The 20428-nt window shown below is 40.0% G+C and carries 20 protein-coding genes and 1 other annotated feature; all 20 genes read right to left on the bottom strand.

Going from position 1 to position 20428, the window contains the following annotated elements; all coding sequences use genetic code 11:
• Positions 1-72: 72 nt before the first annotated feature.
• The 20 genes from ACKXGF_RS06675 to pgeF all read right to left on the bottom strand — a co-directional run bounded on the left by ACKXGF_RS06675 (position 73) and on the right by pgeF (position 20409).
• Positions 73-333: a hypothetical protein gene (locus tag ACKXGF_RS06675; RefSeq protein WP_411955408.1), complete on the bottom strand. Its 261-nt coding sequence runs from the start codon at positions 331-333 to the stop codon at positions 73-75.
• A gap of 165 nt (positions 334-498) precedes the next feature.
• The gene (gene pyrE / locus ACKXGF_RS06670) at positions 499-1125 is read right to left on the bottom strand and encodes an orotate phosphoribosyltransferase (protein WP_411955407.1); all 627 of its coding nucleotides are present in this window, start codon (positions 1123-1125) and stop codon (positions 499-501) included.
• Positions 1103-1816 carry an orotidine-5'-phosphate decarboxylase gene (pyrF, locus tag ACKXGF_RS06665; protein ID WP_411955406.1) on the bottom strand — a complete coding sequence of 238 codons (714 nt, stop codon included), beginning with the start codon at positions 1814-1816 and terminating at the stop codon, positions 1103-1105. The genes pyrE and pyrF overlap by 23 nt, the downstream gene beginning before the upstream one ends.
• On the bottom strand, positions 1789-2715 hold the full coding sequence (locus ACKXGF_RS06660) for a dihydroorotate dehydrogenase (protein ID WP_411955405.1): 927 nt from the start codon (positions 2713-2715) through the stop codon (positions 1789-1791). The genes pyrF and ACKXGF_RS06660 overlap by 28 nt, the downstream gene beginning before the upstream one ends.
• Positions 2712-3473: a dihydroorotate dehydrogenase electron transfer subunit gene (locus tag ACKXGF_RS06655; protein ID WP_411955404.1), complete on the bottom strand. Its 762-nt coding sequence runs from the start codon at positions 3471-3473 to the stop codon at positions 2712-2714. Before ACKXGF_RS06655 ends, ACKXGF_RS06660 begins: the two co-directional genes overlap by 4 nt.
• A complete protein-coding gene (gene carB, locus ACKXGF_RS06650; protein WP_411955403.1) occupies positions 3470-6670 on the bottom strand; it encodes a carbamoyl-phosphate synthase large subunit in 3201 nt (1066 codons plus the stop codon). The genes ACKXGF_RS06655 and carB overlap by 4 nt, the downstream gene beginning before the upstream one ends.
• Positions 6637-7761 carry a carbamoyl phosphate synthase small subunit gene (locus ACKXGF_RS06645; protein ID WP_411955402.1) on the bottom strand — a complete coding sequence of 375 codons (1125 nt, stop codon included), beginning with the start codon at positions 7759-7761 and terminating at the stop codon, positions 6637-6639. The genes carB and ACKXGF_RS06645 overlap by 34 nt, the downstream gene beginning before the upstream one ends.
• Positions 7754-9025, bottom strand: a complete 1272-nt coding sequence (locus tag ACKXGF_RS06640; protein WP_411955401.1) for a dihydroorotase — start codon at positions 9023-9025, stop codon at positions 7754-7756. The genes ACKXGF_RS06645 and ACKXGF_RS06640 overlap by 8 nt, the downstream gene beginning before the upstream one ends.
• Entirely contained in the window at positions 9009-9905 is an 897-nt protein-coding gene (locus ACKXGF_RS06635; RefSeq protein ID WP_411955564.1) for an aspartate carbamoyltransferase catalytic subunit, read from the bottom strand. Before ACKXGF_RS06635 ends, ACKXGF_RS06640 begins: the two co-directional genes overlap by 17 nt.
• A gap of 11 nt (positions 9906-9916) precedes the next feature.
• Positions 9917-11263: a uracil-xanthine permease family protein gene (locus tag ACKXGF_RS06630; RefSeq protein WP_411955400.1), complete on the bottom strand. Its 1347-nt coding sequence runs from the start codon at positions 11261-11263 to the stop codon at positions 9917-9919.
• A gap of 140 nt (positions 11264-11403) precedes the next feature.
• Positions 11404-11943: a bifunctional pyr operon transcriptional regulator/uracil phosphoribosyltransferase PyrR gene (gene pyrR / locus ACKXGF_RS06625; protein WP_411955399.1), complete on the bottom strand. Its 540-nt coding sequence runs from the start codon at positions 11941-11943 to the stop codon at positions 11404-11406.
• Between the two features lie 182 nt (positions 11944-12125).
• On the bottom strand, positions 12126-13040 hold the full coding sequence (locus ACKXGF_RS06620) for an RluA family pseudouridine synthase (RefSeq protein ID WP_411955398.1): 915 nt from the start codon (positions 13038-13040) through the stop codon (positions 12126-12128).
• Positions 13018-13506: a signal peptidase II gene (gene lspA / locus ACKXGF_RS06615; RefSeq protein WP_411955397.1), complete on the bottom strand. Its 489-nt coding sequence runs from the start codon at positions 13504-13506 to the stop codon at positions 13018-13020. Before lspA ends, ACKXGF_RS06620 begins: the two co-directional genes overlap by 23 nt.
• Before the next feature lie 132 nt (positions 13507-13638).
• Positions 13639-16383 carry an isoleucine--tRNA ligase gene (gene ileS, locus ACKXGF_RS06610; RefSeq protein WP_411955396.1) on the bottom strand — a complete coding sequence of 915 codons (2745 nt, stop codon included), beginning with the start codon at positions 16381-16383 and terminating at the stop codon, positions 13639-13641.
• A gap of 60 nt (positions 16384-16443) precedes the next feature.
• Positions 16444-16656, bottom strand: a binding site (T-box leader).
• A gap of 84 nt (positions 16657-16740) precedes the next feature.
• Entirely contained in the window at positions 16741-17298 is a 558-nt protein-coding gene (locus tag ACKXGF_RS06605; protein ID WP_411955395.1) for a DivIVA domain-containing protein, read from the bottom strand.
• A gap of 89 nt (positions 17299-17387) precedes the next feature.
• Positions 17388-18161, bottom strand: coding sequence for an RNA-binding protein (locus tag ACKXGF_RS06600; protein ID WP_411955394.1), 774 nt, complete (start codon positions 18159-18161; stop codon positions 17388-17390).
• 26 nt (positions 18162-18187) lie between these two features.
• Entirely contained in the window at positions 18188-18454 is a 267-nt protein-coding gene (locus ACKXGF_RS06595; protein WP_411955393.1) for a YggT family protein, read from the bottom strand.
• 21 nt (positions 18455-18475) lie between these two features.
• Positions 18476-18913, bottom strand: a complete 438-nt coding sequence (locus ACKXGF_RS06590) for a cell division protein SepF (RefSeq protein ID WP_411955392.1) — start codon at positions 18911-18913, stop codon at positions 18476-18478.
• Positions 18914-18928: 15 nt separating this feature from the next.
• Positions 18929-19603: a YggS family pyridoxal phosphate-dependent enzyme gene (locus ACKXGF_RS06585; RefSeq protein WP_411955391.1), complete on the bottom strand. Its 675-nt coding sequence runs from the start codon at positions 19601-19603 to the stop codon at positions 18929-18931.
• 14 nt (positions 19604-19617) lie between these two features.
• Positions 19618-20409, bottom strand: a complete 792-nt coding sequence (gene pgeF, locus ACKXGF_RS06580; RefSeq protein WP_411955390.1) for a peptidoglycan editing factor PgeF — start codon at positions 20407-20409, stop codon at positions 19618-19620.
• Positions 20410-20428: the final 19 nt, after the last annotated feature.

Genomic DNA, 20428 nt, shown 5'->3' with positions numbered 1-20428 from the left:
TAACTAGTAACCATTTATACCTTGTCCAACTATTATACTCCAACAACTCTTAATCAACATATCCATATACTATTAGCTACCTACTGCTAAACCAACTATAATTAAAATCGGGTATGCAAAAACTCCAAAACTTATAATAAAGGCTATTAAAGGAATGGTATTCTTTTCATTCTGCTTATAGAGGGCTATGATTGAAAACCCTATAGATCCAAATAAAGAGAAACCTATTACTAATAGCGAAATTTCATAACCTCTTAATAGCATGAATATAGCAAAAACAGGTAACATACTTAAAGCTAAAGATACCCAACTGACTGTACCAATCTTTTTCATCTCACAAACTCCTAAATTAGATTTTATAAATGATATAAACGACACTATACCATAAAAATCCTTTTTTGAGAATCTTTCGGAAATCCTTAACAGAACAGAGGAAAATAGTGAATTGTAAGAGATTCAATTAATTAGTTGTTATAAGCTAGTTATCCTAATTAAATTTTAAGATTCAGAGCTTGTTAATATAAGATGATCACGCCACTTTAGTAAGGCATTATATTCATATTGATTTATTTCACCTTTATCCCTCAATAAGTTGGCGATCTCATCAAATGTCACTAGGCTAGTATTAATAATCCCCTTTTGATTGAACTGTTCTTCTGCCACGTCTAATCCATAAGTAAAGATCGATAACACATACAACACTTCGCAACCTTTTTCCCTTAAGGCTTCGACGACCTTTGTTGCACTTTGTCCAGTCGAAATCAAATCTTCAATTACCACAACACGATCACCTGAATCGACGCGACCTTCAATCATATTTTCTAACCCGTGCCCTTTCGGTTTACTGCGTACATAAATCATCGGTAAATCTAGCAACTCCGCCGTAAAAGCCGCATGAGGAATTCCTGCTGTGGCACATCCAGCAATCACATCGACTTGGGACCTGTCAATTTGATTAGCTAATTGCCCCGCAATTTGTCGGCGAACCTGTGGATAGGACATCGTTAAACGATTATCACAATAAACAGGTGACGTAATACCTGACGACCATGTAAAACGTTCATTCATATTAATTTTTATAGCTTCTATCTGAATTAACTGTTCAGCTATTGTTTGCTGATGCATAGGACCACTCCTTTACGATTGATTGATAGGTTTGTTTTGGTTCGTCAGCTTGTGTGACAACACGACCAACCACAATCATGTCACTTCCCGCTTCTTTTGCTTTAAGAGGAGTCGCTATACGCGTTTGATCGTGATGATCCCCATTTGCAAGACGAATCCCTGGGGTTAATGTTTTAAAATCTAAACCACAATATTGTTTAATCAAAGGGACTTCATGAACCGAGCAAACAACACCATCAGCCCCACTTTCTTGACCAACACGTGCGTAGTGTTGCACTGTTTCTTCCATACTTTTTTGAATTAATAATTCCGATTCGAGCATTGTCTCATCTGTTGAGGTTAATTGGGTAACGGCTAATAACTGAGATTGACTATTTTCAGCGATTAATCCATTTTTAGCAGCTTCAATCATTTTGCTTCCACCTGCTGCATGGACGTTCACGATTGATGGTTCATACTGTGCTAATCGTCGCATGGCTTCATAGACGGTATTAGGAATGTCGTGTAACTTTAAATCTAAAAAAATCGGATGGTGATTCCTTTTTAAATAATCGATGATGTGATGCCCTTCACTATAAAAGAGTTGCATGCCAACTTTGACTGGAACACCTTCTAAATGATGATTTTCTAAAAAATATCTAGCTTCCTCGACGCTTCGAACATCTAAAGCGAGGTAGATTGATGGCTGCATCGCGCGTCCCTCACTTCTTTTACAGAATTAAACCCATAAGCTTGTAATGTGTTAGGTAAGTCTTGAACTAATCGTTCACATATGAACGGGTTTTGGAAATTCGCTGTTCCAACCGCGACTGCATCAGCACCAGCTAGTAAAAATTCGAGTACATCTTCCGTTGATTGAATGCCCCCCATTCCAATAATGGGTAAATCTGTTTTTTGACGGACTTGGTAAATCATATGAATTGCAATTGGTTTAATCGCCGGTCCTGATAGACCACCTGAACCATTGGCAATAATCGGCGATTGTTGATGTAAATCAATACGTCTTCCTGTTAAGGTATTAATCATTGATAGACCGTCTGCTCCAGCCTTTTCTACAGCCGTTGCGATATCCGTAATATCTGTTACATTTGGGGAAAGTTTAACGAAAACTGGCTTAGTTGACACTGATTTGACGGCTTGGGTAACGTGATAAGCTAAGTTGGCATCCGTACCGAACTGCACGCCGCCTTCCTTCACATTAGGACATGAAATATTTAATTCTAATGCTTTAACCACAGACTGCTCAGCCATTTTTCGAGCGACCTCGACGTATTCCTCAAGTGTGCTCCCTGCAATATTGGCTATGACGGGTGCATTATACTGATTTAAGAAGGGCAATTCTTTTTCAATAATCCCGTCAACCCCAGGGTTTTGTAAGCCTATCGCATTTAACATGCCCGAGGATGTTTCAGCAACTCGAGGTGTCTGATTGCCGAATCTCGCTTCACCCGTAGCTGCTTTAATCGCGATCGCTCCTAGTTGATTCAAGTTATAGAACGCACTAAATTCACGACCAAAGCCGAAACAACCTGATGCTGGCATGATCGGATTGTTTAAATGTAAATCACCTAATGTGACTTCTAAATTCATAGAATCACCTCATTTGCTTGTAATACAGGGCCATCTTGACAAATTTTTACATAACCCTTGTCATTCTTTGCTTCACAAACACATGCAAAACAAGCGCCGACTCCGCACCCCATTCGTTCTTCGAAAGATAATTGACCATGCGTATCTGTCATTTGTCTTTGTACAGCTTGTAACATCGGCGATGGTCCACAAGCATAATAATATTGAAAAGGTTGATCTAACTGGTTGATGACATCTGTGACAACTCCGTGGTAACCATAAGTTCCATCGTTTGTTGCTACATAAGTCTCAGCTAATTGTTGAAAAGCAGATTCATAGAAAATGGCTTCATGTGTTGCGAACCCTAAAACAACGGTTACTTGATGATGTCTTACAAGTTGTTTTGTTAAATGGAATAGCGGTGGAACGCCGACACCACCTCCGACAACTAAAATATGATTACCTTCTGCATGTTTAATTTCAAAACCATTACCGAGTGGGCCAAGTACATTTACCATGGTTCCTTCAGTAAGAGTAGACAACCATTTAGTCCCATCACCTGTTACATGATAGATGAGCGTAATTGTTTTTGAGATACGGTTAATATCTGCAACTGATATTGGTCGACGAAGCATATTTAACTTTCCATCACCAATCTGTATATGAACAAACTGTCCTGATTGTATTTGAAGCGGAATCTCTTCACCTGATATCACCATTTCAAATGTGTTTAACGCAATGCATTCGTTTTTCTGAATCGTCATATCTTCAACGATCATACGTTCACAACCTCTTGCTTCGGCATTGGACTCGCTGCAAAACTCATCGACTCAATCACACTTACCATCGCCCCAGCTGTATCTAATGATGTTAAACACGCAATACCATGTTCTACCGCACTACGGCGTATGCGGAAGCCATCTGTTTCTGTCTGTTTGCCTCTTGATAAAGTGTTGACGACCAAATGAACATGACCTTCCTCAATAACATGTAAGATGTGGCACTGATCATCCTTAATTTTGTTCACTTCTTCAACCGCTAATCCAGCCTCTCGAATCGCTTGTGCTGAACCAGTTGTTGCATACAATTGAAATCCTAATGCGTTCAACCTTTTAGCTAATTCAATCATTTCTGACTTGTCTTGATCCGCTACTGTTAATAACACACTGCCTCCTGTTGGAACTTTTAAACCTGACGCTAATATCCCTTTATACAGAGCCTTTTCTAATGTCTGATCACGGCCAATCACTTCGCCTGTAGATTTCATTTCTGGACCAAGTGTGATCTCGACCTGACGTAATTTCTCAAATGAAAAGACAGGGACTTTAACCGAAATCGTGTCGTCTTCTTCACATAATCCACCCGCAAACCCGAGATCAAATAAAGTTTCACCTAGCATAACGCGGGTTGCGATATTTGCCATCTTAACGCTAGTGACTTTACTCAAAAATGGAACGGTGCGACTTGCGCGAGGATTGACTTCTAACACATAAACATCGCCATCATGATAAACGAATTGAATATTGAGCAATCCTTTTACATTCAACGCCCTAGCAATTGCCGTCGTGATTTCGGCACACTGTGCTTTGACTGAATCCGGAATATGTTGAGTTGGGTAAACAGCCATGGAATCACCAGAATGCACGCCTGCCCGCTCGATATGTTCCATAATGCCTGGGATAACAACCGTCTCCCCATCACTAATAGCGTCAACTTCTAACTCCTGACCAATTAAATATCGATCGATTAAAACTGGTCGTTCCGGATGAACACTGACTGCTTCACTCATATAACGCGTCAATTCAAATTCTTCATGAACAATTTCCATCGCACGTCCACCTAAGACATATGATGGGCGAACTAAAACTGGATAACCGATTTCTCGTGCGAGCTCTTTCGCCTCTTCTTCTGTTGTTGCCATACCAGCTTTTGGCCTTGCGATTTGGCAGTCTTCTAATAACTGATCGAACTGATCTCGATCCTCTGCTCTGTCGATGGATGATTTCGACGTTCCTAAAATCGTTACCCCTCGCTTCTCTAACTCATCGACGAGTGATATCGCTGTTTGTCCCCCGAACTGGACAATTACGCCTTCAGGTTGTTCATGATCAATGACGTGCATGACATCTTCAATCGTTAACGGTTCAAAATATAATTTATCGGATATTTGGAAATCAGTTGATACTGTCTCAGGATTGTTGTTGATCACAATCGCTTCATACCCCGCTTCTTTAAGTGCTAATACAGAATGAACCGTGGCGTAATCAAACTCAACCCCCTGCCCTATTCGAATCGGACCTGATCCGAGAACAACGACTTTAGGACGCGTGGTACGAATGGATTCGGTCTCTTCTTCATACGTGCTATAGAAATACGGAGTTTCTGATGCAAATTCTGCTGCACATGTATCAACCATTTTATAAACAGGAACGATGTCATGATTCCGACGCCAGTCATATACTATTTGTTCTTTAGTTTCCCATAAACGAGCTATGGCTTGATCAGAAAAGCCTAACTCTTTAGCTTCTTTTAAAGGTTCAACTTGCCAGGGCTGTTTAACTAGTTGTTGTTCTACGACGATAAGTTGGTTGAATTTGTGTAAAAACCAAGGATCTATTTGGGTGATAGTGTGAATATTGTCTACTGAATACCCACGACGAAATGCTTCACCTAACACAAATAAGCGCTCATCATCTGGTTTCGCTAAACGTTCTTCTAACTCTGTTTCTTCAACCTGTCTTAAAACGGGTAAATGCCATTCTTCCGTTCCTATTTCAAGTGAGCGGACCGCTTTATGTAGCGATTCTTCAAAATTGCGCCCAATCGCCATCACTTCACCAGTTGCTTTCATTTGCGTTCCAAGCTGACGATTAGCAGCTTGAAACTTATCAAACGGCCACCGTGGAATTTTCGTAACGACATAATCTAAAGCAGGTTCAAAATGTGAATATGTTCGGCCAGTGACAGGGTTTTGCATCTCATCTAACGTTAAGCCGACAGCAATCTTAGCAGCCAATTTCGCAATTGGATAACCCGTTGCTTTCGACGCAAGCGCACTTGAACGACTAACACGTGGATTCACTTCGATGACATAATACTGAAAACTGTTAGGATCTAACGCCAGCTGGACATTACAACCACCTTCAATATTTAATTCGCGAATTAATTTAAGCGACACATCACGCAACAATTGATATTCTCGATCACTTAATGTTTGGGATGGAGCAACAACAATCGAGTCTCCCGTATGCACCCCAACTGGATCAATATTTTCCATATTACAAACAACAATGGCATGATCTTCCCCATCACGCATCACTTCATATTCAATTTCTTTATAACCTGCGATATTACGCTCGATTAAACATTGACTTACAGGTGAAACAGCTAAGCCATTTTGAACGGTTTCGATTAACGTGGCTTCATCTTCACACATGCCACCTCCTGTTCCACCTAACGTGTAGGCTGGTCTTACGATCGTCGGATAACCAATTTGCCCTGCAAACTTAACCGCTTCATCAACTGAGCTTACAATCGTACTTTCAGGAATTGGTTCATTAAGTTCGAGCATTAATTGCCGAAAGAGGTCACGGTCTTCAGCCTTTTCGATCGCTTCTAAATTCGTTCCTAATAACTCAATATTATAAGCTTCTAACACGCCACGTTGATGTAATTCAGTCGCCATATTCAAACCTGTTTGACCACCTAAAGTCGGTAGCAAGGCATCTGGTCGTTCCTGGCGAATGATTTTAGCTAAAAAATCACCCGTTAATGGTTCCATATAAACAACATCGGCTACCGTTTCATCAGTCATAATCGTTGCAGGGTTTGAATTGGCTAAAATAACTTCATAGCCTTCTTCCTTTAACGCCTGACAGGCTTGAGTTCCTGAATAATCAAATTCAGCAGCTTGCCCAATGATAATTGGTCCTGAGCCAATCACTAGGATTCGTTTAAGATCAGTTCGTTTTGGCATAAAGCCACGCCTCCTTCTTTAGTCTGTTTCATCATGGCTAAAAATTGATCAAATAACCCATTCGCATCATGCGGTCCGGGTGCGCTTTCTGGATGAAATTGGACAGAGAACACTGGATATTCTTGATGACTCAACCCCTCAATCGTCCCGTCGTTAATTGCCCGATAAGTTACACGGAGAGGCGTGTTGGATAGCGATGATTCTGAGACCGTATATCCGTGGTTTTGTGATGTCATCCAAGCCTCACCTGTATTAACGACTTTTACAGGGTGATTGACGCCACGGTGACCAAAATCTAACGGTTCAGTGTCAGCACCAGCTGCTAATGCAATGAGTTGATGGCCAAGGCAAATGCCAAATATCGGAACATAACCGATTAAGTCTTGAACAAGGTTGATCCCTTCTTGGACATCTTTTGGGTCTCCTGGCCCGTTCGATAACATGACACCATCTGGCTCGAGTTGTAGCACCTCTTGGGCTGTGACATCATAGGGTACGACCGTCACGTGACAGCCTCTCTCTGTTAATTCGCGTAACATCCCATGTTTCATCCCGTAGTCGACTAAGACGACGCGATAACCTCTACCTGGGATAACATATGGTTTAGCAGCAGAGACACGCTTGACTTGATCATTTGCCAGTGTTGTTTCTTTCATCGTTTCTAATAAGGAATCCATTTCATCTATATGATCTAGTAAGACACCTCTCATCGTCCCTTTTTGTCGGATCTTCTTAACAAGTCGTCTTGTATCGATTCCTTTTAACCCTGGAATTTCTTTCTGTGTTAAATAATCGTCCAATGACATCGTACTTCTAAAATTTGAAGGATACGTTGCCACTTCTTTGACGATTAACGCTGATAACGCAGGTCTTACCGTTTCAAAATCATCTCGGTTAATCCCGTAATTACCAATCAGAGGATACGTCATCACGATCAATTGATCACAGTAAGATGGATCAGACAATGTTTCTTGATAACCTGTCATTCCTGTTTGAAACACAACTTCTCCGATATGATGATTTAAGTCAGCTCCAAACGCTTGCCCTTTAAATAAAGAACCATCTTCTAACAACAAATAACGTTTATGCATATGTCTCCTCCTTTTGCCAAACAATGTCACCGTTAATCATGGTTAACGTTGGAATACCTTTAACTGTATAGCCGTGAAATGGTGTATTACGTCCTTTTGATAAAAACTCACTTGAATCAATGACGGATTCATTTGTTGTGTTGATGAGCACCAAATCAGCAGGAGAGCCCATTTCGAGTCGACCATATGGTAAGTGAAATATTGTGGCTGGTTTAACGGTTAGCCAGTCGACTAGTTGTTCAATTGACCAATGATCCGCTTCAACAAAGTGAGTGTATAAAAGAGGAAAAGCCGTTTCTAACCCAACTATCCCGAACGGTGAAGCTAAAAATCCGTTCGATTTTTCATCTGAGGTATGAGGCGCGTGATCGGTTGCGATACAATCGATTGTACCGTCTTCCAACCCTTCAATTAACGCTTGACGGTCTGCTTCGCTTCGAAGAGGTGGGTTCATTTTATAATGAGCCTCGTCTGTTGGAATATCGTTTTCTGATAGAAGTAAGTGATGAGGTGTGACTTCGGCTGTCACATGGATGCCAGCTCGTTTCGCATCTCGTATAACTCGAACGGACTCTTTCGTACTGACATGACAAACGTGATAATGGCAATGTGCAGCTTCTGCTAAAAGGACATCACGTGCAATTTGAACCGATTCACTAAGCGATGGAATCCCTGGTAAATTTAATGACTTGTTTCGTTCACCATCATGCATAACACCACCATACACAAGGGAGTTATCTTCACAATGAGCGACGACTGGTTGACCCACTTGAGCTGCCTGTTGCATGGCTTCAAACATGGTGCCAGCTGATTGAACACCTACCCCATCATCGGTGAAGGCAACAGCTCCTTGTTTGGTTAATCGCTTCATGTCTACTAAAGATTCACCAGATTGCCCAGTTGTAATCGCTGCATAAGGTAGCACACGCACGAAAGCATCACGTTTAATTAGGTCTTGAACAAAGGCAAGATTAACTTCCTCATCTGGAATAGGATTCGTATTCGGCATGGCGCAAATCGTTGTAAAACCACCGCGCGCAGCAGCTTGTGTTCCTGTAGCGATCGTTTCTTTTCGCTCTCCACCCGGCTCACGCAAATGCACGTGTAAATCAACGAAACCGGGCGCAACTTGTTGGCCCTGACCATCAATCACATGATCGGCTTCACCTAAGTCGACATCGCCAATGCTCGCAATTTTACCTTGGTCAATTAACACATGCGTCATTTCCCCTTGATACATCACATTTTTAATCAGTTTTCTCATTATGTATTCCTCCTTGATTAAGTAATAAATCGATCACTGCCTGCCTTACATAAACACCATTTTCCATTTGTTTAAAAATGAATGACTTCTTACTTTCGACTAACTTAGAGTCGATTTCAACGCCTCGGTTGACCGGGGCTGGGTGCAGAATCATACTGTTGGTTCGCATACGCTCAGCCCGCTCAATCGTTAAACCATACGATGTTAAATAATGATCGAAACTGACTGGACTGTCATGACGCTCAGCTTGCACGCGCAGAAGCATCATAACATCAGAGTCTTTTACAGCGTCATCAATCGATTGATACGGAAATGGCAATGTATCATCTTGCCACGCCTCTGGAGCAGATAGCTTTACGTGAACACCAAGCCTATTTAACGCAAACGCATTCGACCTAGCGACACGACTATGGCGAATATCACCGCAAATCGTCACTGTTAACCCTGCGAATTCTTGGAACTGTTCCTTGATTGTCATTAAGTCAAGCAAACATTGAGTCGGATGCTCACCTGTCCCATCACCTCCGTTTATAACCGGGATGTTTATGCCTGTTAATTGATCAAAATAATTTGCATCAGGATGGCGAATGACAACAAAATCAGCGCCGATTGCTTCGACCGTTTTTACCGTGTCGTACAAAGATTCACCCTTTGTGACACTCGAAGTTGCTTCAGAGAATGATAAAACTGGAATATTAAGTTTCTGACAAGCCATATCAAAGCTCATCTTTGTTCGTGTCGATGGTTCATAAAACAATAAGGCGCCCGTTCGTCCTTCGAATGATTGCTTCCGTTCCTCACGTTTGTACTGTTCAGCTAGCTGAAGAACATCGTGAATCTCATCATTTGATAAATCATCCATTTGATATAAATTCACAATTACCTTCCCCCTTATGATTCATCCTCAAATAATTGACCATTTCCTCTAGCGTTCTCTCCACCAGGTAGAATTGCATTCAATATAATTCCGACAATCGTTGCAACCGCCAATCCAGGAATCTCAACTTGTTCGCTAACTGGTATAGCAACTCCCCCAATTCCGATCACTAAAATAACCGAAGTGATGATGAGATTCCGTTTAACTCCTAGATCTACCTGATTATCAATCAACATCCGCATACCACTCGATGCGATCACACCAAATAATAAGATGGACACACCACCCATTACCGCTTCTGGGATTGATTCAATTAAGACAGCTATGATATCGATAAATCCGAATAAAATCGCTAAGACAGCCGCACCAGCTATGACGAACACACTGAAAACTCTCGTAATCGCAAGCACACCAATATTTTCACCATATGTTGTGTTAGGTGGTCCGCCTAAAATTGAGGCAATCATTGTTGCCACACCGTCACCTAAAATCGAACTACCTAAACCAGGTGACTTAAGAAAATTCCGATCAGCCACTTTTGATAACACCATTTGGTCACCGATATGTTCTGTGATCGTCACTAGAGCGACTGGGACCATGATAAAAACGACTGATAGACTTAATACATCGAGCGGTTGATAATCGACAAATGGAATGATGAAATCTGGCACGACAAACACTGCATTCATCATTTCCCCGAACGAACGACTGGACGTTAATGCTTGAAAGCTTGATTGAATACCATCTGTTTGGACTATGCCTACCATTAAAGCTGTAAGATAACCACCGACAATCCCAAGTAAGATTGGGATGACATTAAAGAATCCTTTAAAATAAACTGAGCCAATCACCGTAATGAGCAACGTAATCAGTGCTACGAGCATGTATGTAAAATGAATATCCCCTTCGCTGTTATACATCGCCATATCGATCGCTGTCGGTGCTAAACCTAAACCGATCACCATAATCACAGGACCGACTACGACAGGTGGCAGTAATTTAAGTAACCAATTGACGCCACTTACTTTGATCAGCATCGCAACGAGACCGTAAACGAGTCCTGCTAAAAAAGCACCTACCATTGCACCTGGCAGTCCGTCAGCCACACTTGCAGCCTGAATCGGTGCAATAAAAGCAAAACTCGAACCGAGATAAGCCGGTATTTGACCTCTTGTAATGACGAGATAAGCTAATGTTCCGATACCACTTGTCACAAGTGCCACATTTGCTGGCATCTCTACTAAAAACGGAACTAAAATCGTGGCGCCAAACATGGCGAATAAATGTTGTAAACTCAGCCAAAACCATCTCGCTTTATTCGGTACATCTCTTACATCTAATACTTTTTCCTGTTCACTCATTTGCTTCCACTCCTTTTTGTGCTATAAAAAAAGCCTCTTTACGATAAGATCGCAAAGAGGCATGCGTACACTTTTCCCCATGCACGCAACTTCACGACCTTATAAGCCTCGCTGGACTTCCTTAAAGGTCTTTTATTCAATTATTCGTAGATGCTCACTTGTTCATGTTCATCCGTTTCATCTAAATGAACTTTAATAACTTCTTCTTGAGAGGTAGGGATGTTCTTCCCTACGTAATCAGCTCGAATTGGCAATTCACGGTGACCACGATCAACTAAGACAGCGAGTTGAATTTGTTTAGGTCTGTCAATATCAACAATCGCGTCCATTGCTGCGCGAACTGTTCGTCCTGTGTATAACACATCATCAACTAAAATCACTGTTTTTCCTTCTAGTGTTTCGTTAATATTCGTTTGATTTAACTGGGCTTCATCATGGTTATCGATTTCAGTTAGATCATCACGGTAGAGCGAAATGTCTAACTCGCCCGTTGGAACGGTGACCGATTCAATTTGTTCGATTGTTTCTTGAATCCGATTAGCAATAGGTGTTCCTCTTGTTTTAATCCCTACTAATACCAAATCCTCAGTTCCTTTATTACGTTCAATAATCTCATGCGATATCCGTTTAATCGCACGTCCAATTGCTGCTTCATCTAATAACTGTGTTTTTTCTTCCACAAGATCACCTCCGATTGGCACAAAAAACCCCTTTCCCGCTACTTCAGGTAACGAGAAAGGGGGGGGAGATACACGAATCCCTAACTATGTTTATATCGTTACCTTACTAGCCTCACGGGACTACGTTTAAAGGTTTAAATTTAATTTCACTATTACATATTTTAACGTGTTGTAGAAAAAAGTCAAGTCATTCTCTTAATTTTTTCAATCGTATCTAAAAAGATTTGTGGTGGCTCTGCGGTGATCATCATATCCTCACCATTTATCGGATGTGTGAAAGATAATGTTTTCGCATGGAGCGCCTGACCATCAGTATCTAAGGTTTTACGATAACCATATTTCGGATCACCTACTAATGGATGATTAATGTACTTAAAGTGTATACGAATTTGATGCGTTCGCCCCGTCTCTAGTTCACAACTGACATGTGTGTAATCATTGAACTTTTCAACGACGGAAAAATGGGTAATAGCTGGCTTACCTTCATCCACTATCGCCATTTTTTGGCGGTCATTAGGATCACGTCCAATAGGAGCATCAATCGTACCTAATTCATGCGAAATAACGCCATGTACGAGTGCTTCATATTGACGTTTAATTTCCTTATTCATTAATTGTTCTGATAGTCGCTCATGCGCTTTGTCATGTTTAGCAACGACTAACAGGCCACTTGTATCTTTATCAATGCGATGAACAATACCTGGACGATTAACCCCATTTATACCAGACAAATCATTACAGTGATATAATAAAGCGTTCACGAGCGTCCCTTTTTCGTGGCCAAAAGCAGGATGGACAACCATCCCTTTAGGTTTGTTCACAACAAGCAAATGTTCATCTTCAAACCGAATGTCTAATGGGATGTTTTCAGGCTCAAGTGTCATATCTTCTGGTTCTGGCTCTTGCCATTCTACAAGATCGTTCAATTGACACTTATAATTGTTCTTAACTTGTTTCCCGTTTACAGTAACATGTCCATCTTTCACCCATGACTGAACCTGTGAACGAGAAGCTTCTTGATTTAATTGCGCTAAAACATGATCAAGACGTTTTCCTTGATAAGTATGATCCACTTTAATTTGTTGTTTTTCCGTCATGTTTTTCACCTTTCTTATTCTGCCATTCGTCATATAACATCAAGATAATAATCAGAATAACACCAACTGTTAATGCACTGTCCGCTACGTTAAATATCGGGAAGTTATAATTAAATATCATAAAATCAAAGAAATCGATCACTTCTTGAATTCGGAGTCGGTCGATAAAATTACCTATTGCACCGCCTAATATGAAGGCTAATCCAATATTCAATAGTCTGTATCCATGACGATACTGAATCATGTAATAGACGATGACACCAACAACGAATACCGTTACGATATAGAATAACCACATTTGGTCTTCTAGCATGCCCCAAGCGGCTCCACTATTTCGGTGGGATGTGATGTGAAAGAAACCTGGAATGACTTCAATTGAATCTCGAACGTCCATCGTTTTAACGACGACCCATTTTGTGACTTGATCTAGGACTATTAAAAATAAAGCTAATATATAATAAATCAACGCATCATAACCTCCATATTCACTTTTTTCCTCTTGCATTTTACCATAAAACGACTGAAAACACGATTAATGTTGTTAATCAAAAAAAGAGCTAACCCTGGTTCTTAAGGGTTAGCTCGTTGAATGATCGTATTATGATGATAAAACGTCTGCACAACGATCACATAAATCTGGATAATCACTGTGTTGACCCACAGAATGGGATGATACCCAGCAACGTTGACACGTTTCGCCTTCATGGCGATCAACCGCAACTGATACATGTTCATAAGCTTTCGCTGGATCATAATGTTCGACAACAGAAGCTTCTGAAACAATTAAATATTGATGAAGATGATCCACAGACTCTAATAAGTCACGTGTTTGTTCATCTTTCGGTACTATCGTAACATGTGCTTCTAAGGATTTACCAATCACCTTATCATCACGCGCAGCTTCTAATGCCTTTAAGACATCTTCACGTACGGCCATTAATTGTTGCCACTTCGCTTTGGTATCTTCTTCACCAACGACATGACGAGCATCTGGCATATCCGTTAACTGTACATTTTCAGCTTCAACACCAGGAATATGTTGCCATAATTCATCTGCTGTATGAGCTAAGATTGGTGAGAGTAACTGTGTTAAACTTACTACAATCTCATGATAAACCGTTTGAATACTACGACGTCGATGGCTATCTTGTTTTTCGATATATAAGACATCTTTCGCAAAGTCAAGATAGAACGAGCTCAAGTCAACTGTACAGAAATTATTGATTGTATGATAAATGGTTGCGAATTCATAATTATCATACGCTTTTCGTACTTTCGCTACCGTTTCTTGCAAACGAATTAGCATGTAACGGTCAACTTCTTCTAAATCTTCTTCAGCAACACGATGGATGCTCGGATCAAAGTCATGTAAATTACCTAACACGAATCGCATCGTATTACGAATTTTACGATAAACCTCTGAAACTTGTTTTAGAATCTCATTGGAAACTCGAACGTCAGCACCATAATCTGAGCTTGCCACCCATAGGCGTAAAATGTCAGCACCAAGCTGTTTCATGATTTTAGACGGAACCATCACATTTCCAAGTGACTTACTCATCTTTCTTCCATCACCATCTAGAGTAAACCCATGGCTTAAAATACCTTTATATGGTGATTCGCCAGTAATTGCGACGGCAGTCGTTAATGAGGAATTAAACCAACCACGGTACTGATCAGAGCCTTCTAAGTATAGATCAGCTGGACGACTTAAATCTTCTCGCTCTTGTAAGACACCTTGGTGAGTCGAACCTGAATCGAACCATACGTCCATGATGTCCGTCTCTTTTGTAAATTCACCATTTGGACTTCCTAGATGAGTAAAGCCTTCAGGTAATAAATCATTAGCATCGCGTTCGAACCAAATGTTTGAACCGTGTTCACGGAACAAGTCGGAAACGTGGGCAATCGTTTCGTCAGTAATGATTGCTTCGCCATTTTCCGCATAGAATACAGGAATTGGGACACCCCATACACGCTGACGAGAAATACACCAATCCTCACGATCACGCACCATATTGTACATGCGTGTTTCACCCCAATGTGGGTGCCAATCAACCTTTTCAATTGCGTCTAGTAAATCATTACGAAAATCACTAACGGATGCAAACCACTGTGATGTTGCACGGAAGATTGTCGGTTTCTTCGTACGCCAATCATGTGGGTATGAGTGAGTCATAAATTCAAGTTTTAATAAAGCTCCATTTTCATTTAATTGCTCCGTAATTGATTTATTTGCCTTATCATAGAATTCGCCAGCAAAACCAGGTGCTTCTTCGGTGAAAACCCCCTTCTCATCCACGGGACACAATGCATCTAAACCATATGTCTTACCAATCCAGTAGTCTTCTTCACCATGACCAGGTGCTGTATGAACACACCCTGTACCAGATTCAGTAGTCACGTGATCTCCAAGGATAATGAGTGATTCACGGTCATAAAGTGGATGCTGTGTTTTGGCATATTCTAAGTCTTTACCTTTATGACGAGAACGAATGGAATATTCTTGCCATTCTACTTTTTCCGCAACTTCTTCTAAAAGATCTTCTGCAATCACAAAGTTTCCTTGATCTGTCGATACCACGACATAATCAAGATCAGGATGCACAGCAATCGCTAAGTTAGCCGGAATTGTCCATGGGGTTGTCGTCCAAATAACAAATTTCTCATCACCATTTAAAACACCATTTCCATTCGTCACATCGAACGCAACATAGATTGAAGGGGATTTTTTATCATGATATTCAATTTCCGCTTCTGCTAAAGCTGATTCAGATGAAGGTGACCAATAGACTGGTTTTTTCCCTTTATAGATATAACCTGCTTTCGCCATTTCGCCAAATACACGAATTTGTTGTGCTTCAAAAGACGGATTAAGCGTAATATATGGATTATCCCAATCGCCTCGCACACCTAGTTGCTTAAATTGTGTTCTCTGATTGTCTAGCTGTTCTAGAGCATACTGTTTACACATTTCACGAAACTCAGGAACAGGAACTTCTTTACGATTAATTTTCTTTTTCTTTGTTAAAGCCACTTCAATCGGTAAACCATGTGTATCCCATCCTGGAACATATGGTGCATGAAAGCCGGCCATAGATTTATAACGGACGATAAAATCTTTTAGAACTTTGTTTAATGCGTGCCCCATGTGTAGATCGCCGTTCGCATATGGGGGGCCATCATGTAAGACAAAGAGCGGGCGTCCTTCTGTCCGTTCTTGCACTTTTTCGTAAATGGCTTCATCTTCCCATTTCTGTTGCATTTCTGGCTCACGGTTTGGCAAGTTACCGCGCATCGGAAATTCCGTTTTCGGCATTAACAACGTGTCTTTATAACTCATGAGAATCCTCCTTATATCTCCTTTTTATTTGTGTTCACAAAAAAAGCTTTCCCACCCCTAATAAGGGACGAGAAAGCTCGCGTTACCACCCTAGTTGAATGACCTTCATCATTCCACTCGTCATTCGTAACGTGAATGAACCGCCCTTCTCTACTGCCATTTCAAAAAGGGTGCTCCAGGATGATCTTCCTACAAGTGTTATCACCAGGCTCACACCAACCCTAGCTCGCTTTGATAACTTTCTTGAAGTACTCTTCCTTTCAATGCAATCGATTATTATTTCGTTTCATTATGATTCATGATAAAAAAATTATAGATAATTTCCCATTACAAGTCAAGACATAACGCAATTAAACACTAGTAAGAAGAATCAGATGTAGAATCATTGGCATAACCATGACCCTGAGGTGTTGTTTCATATAAATGTTGTTGATCATCCTCTTCAGAAGTATCAATTTCAAATAAGTCTTCCCAATCACTATTATCAATAATATCAAGCTGAGCTTCTACTAACATCTTCAAACGTGTTCTAAAGACTTTAGCTTGCTTCTTCAGCTCCTCAATTTCCATTGAAACTTGTCGTGATTTAGCTAATGCATCATTAACAATACGATCAGCATTCTTCTCTGCTTCTTTAATGATTAATTTAGCTTCTTTATTGGCATTATTCTTCACTTCATCAGCCGTTTCCTGCGCTACAAGAATGGAGCGGTTCAATGTTTCCTCAATGTCACTAAAATGATTCAGTTTTTCTTCAGCTTCATTGACACGCTCTTCTAATTGCTTCTTTTCACGAACAACTTTCTCAAAATCTTTAATGACTTGATCTAGAAATTCGTTAACCTCATCTTCATCATAACCACGAAATCCTCTTGTAAACTCTTTATTATGAATATCTAACGGCGTAAGACCCATTGATTTGAACCCCCTTTTGTTTTCGATGCAGTTCTCTGTATATCATTAATTCGACAAAACCATCTGTATTCCTGCAATAAAATACGATATTAATTTAGTTTTGCCGTTTTAATACGAATCTTTTGCTTCTTTGTTTCCCCAAGAATATCAACGACTTGACTACGACCATATGATTTTAAGGATATCAGATCACCAGGTTGTAATGAAAAGGACGAATTATTGACTGTGCGATGATTTATCTTAACAGCTTCTTTCTCAATCAATTGTTGTGCTTTTTGACGGGAAATCTGATAAATTTCTTTTAAAATAGCATCCAGTCGAGTTGATGAAACCGTCCCATCCTTCTCTTTCCACTCATAGCTAGCCGTTAAAATGTCTTCTTGAGATGCTTCATGTAAGTTAATTCGAGTGTTTTTGATCTTATCGATATTCATTTGTAAATACATTGCCAAATCATGATCACAGATGATTTGAAATTGACCATCTTCTACAATTAAATCCCCTAATTTCTTTCGATGCAAACCTAAAGACATGACCGTTCCAAGTAGATCACGGTGGCTAAGCGAAACGAATTTTGCATTATACTGTCCTTGTAAGATCGAGAGATTATAATCCTCTTCTTTTACATCTTCATAGAAGGGTGCTAGTATAGCTCGCTTTCGTTCGGATCGTTCATATCCACCATGAAAGGTCAGATTAAATCTCTCATCATAACCAATAATAGACCGAAATATTAATTGTTCTCGCGGATCTAGGAAGTCACTTAAAACAGGGGTGTATTGTCGTTCTACTTGATCGCGCCAATCAAGTACTTGATCAATAAACGGTTGTTCTTCTGCCCTAAAGTGTTGATATAAGTCCATAGCTTCCTCTTTCTTTCATGTATAGCTTACATTAAAAAACTTGTAAAAATAAATACCAAGCCATTCGTTGCTAAATTTAAAGCAATAATAGCAACAATTGGTGATATATCTATCATTCCAAGTGAAGGAATGATTTTACGAAATGGTTCTAAATACGGCTCAACAGCTTTTTCTAAAAATTGACCAATACCCGACTCCCGTGCACCTGGAAACCAGGACATTAGAATATACCCAATGATCATAAATGAATAAATTTGAACTGCTGTTAAAAGCAGACTTAATATTTGACCCAAAATCTCTTCATCCTCTCAAAGCTACTGTTCATCTTCATTAAAAATTTCTGAAATACTACCTGATATATTAACGTTTTCTGGGGTACACAAGAATGTTTTTTGCCCTAATTTTTGAATATCACCATTCAAGGCATTAACGGTACCACTGAGAAAATCGACAATTCTTAATCCTGTAGGGTGATCGACACGTTGTAAATTAATCACAACTGATTTCTTCTTCTTAACGTGTTCAGCAATCTCTTGAACATCATCAAAGTCGGTAGGTTCAAATAAAACCATTTTGGCATCGTTCTGAATTGAGGTTAGACTGACCACATTATCATGTGTTTGAGGTTTTACAGGTTGCTCTGCCTCTTGTTGATGAGTTGCTGGTTGTTTTCTATAACTTTTGGATTCTTCTTCAAAAGAAGGTTGTTCATCAAGATCAAAAAATGATTTGAATTTGTCTTTAAAGCTCATTGCAATCCTCTCCTATTATTCTTGTCCTACTAACCTTGATCCAATCCGTATGTGAGTTGCTCCTTCTTCAATTGCTATTTTAAAGTCATGACTCATTCCCATAGATAAATGTTGACACGGAGCAAACGAGAGGTTTAGTTGTTGAATATCATCACGTAGTTCTTTTAATGAACGGAAACTCTGACGGATTATCGTTTCATCTTCAACTAACGGTGCCATCGTCATCAGACCTGCCACCTTTATATTTGAGTACTGCGAAAGTCCCTCAATAAAGGTTATAACTTCACTAGGGACCAAACCATGTTTAGAATCTTCACCACTCGTATTAACTTGTACGTAACAAGGAATAGTCCGATTGGCTCGTTTGTTTATTTCTTCCGCTAAAGAAACACGATCCAAAGAATGAATCGTTGTGACGTTTCCAATCACGTCTTTCACCTTTCGAGATTGTAACGTGCCAATAAAATGCCAATTAGCGGCTTGTCCGATCGCATCATATTTATTTAAAAATTCTTTTGACCGATTTTCTCCTAATTCTATTATGCCTGCATTGATTGCTTCATTTGCTCTTTCGATGCTCACATATTTTGTTACAGCGATAGTAGTCACTTCATCAGGATCACGAGCAACTCGTTGGCAAGTATCAACAATGTCTTGTTTGATTGTCTCGAAGTTTTGTTTAACTGACATATTATTCATCCTTATTACGTTAGTGTTAAATAAGCCATCATACGACCTGTTTGACCATGGTCACGTCGAAATGAATAAAACAAATCACTGGATTCATATGTACAATATTGAGTGATCGCAATTTGGTCGGGTTTAACCCCAGCTAATTGCAAATACAAACGATTAAGTTCTTTTAAATCTAATAAATAACGATCTTGCTGAGACCTCTTTAGAACTTGTTGAAATTGATTTGGAATCTGACTAGAAACTTTCTCATCAACTTCATAATATGGTTGAGAAATACACGGTCCAATCGTTACAAATAACGCATCAGATGAAATACCTTGTTGGTTAAAGGCCTCAACCATTTTATCGGCTATACCATTAACAGTCCCACGCCAACCTGCATGAGCTAAACCAATCCAACGCTCTTGAGGTGCGACGAAATATAAAGGCACACAGTCGGCATAAAATGTGGTTAGAACATGATTTTTATCATTGGTAATCATACCATCAGCATCTATTACTGTCTCATCATGCTTAGTAGCTAAATCATCAAGTTCCGTTAAATCTTTTACAACTGTACTATGGACTTGATTAAGTGTTCGCCAATGTTCAAGCGGTTCGTTCAGTTGTTGACTTATGTACTGTCGATTTGCTAATACATCTTCCAAACGATCATTTACATGTAGAGCCATATTTAAATAATCATACGGTTTTTCACTATACCCAGTTCGTCTTGTTGTAAAACCCGATTTCACATGGAATACATCCCAATTTGAAAGAGGCATAAGTGCAGTACCTTGATCTATAAATGGTTCGTTCATAATAAGACTCCTCTTCATA

This window comes from Alkalibacillus sp. S2W (genome assembly GCF_046764385.1).
GTDB lineage: Bacteria > Bacillota > Bacilli > Bacillales > Alkalibacillaceae > Alkalibacillus > Alkalibacillus almallahensis.
This window is presented reverse-complemented; position numbering and strand designations above follow the sequence as displayed.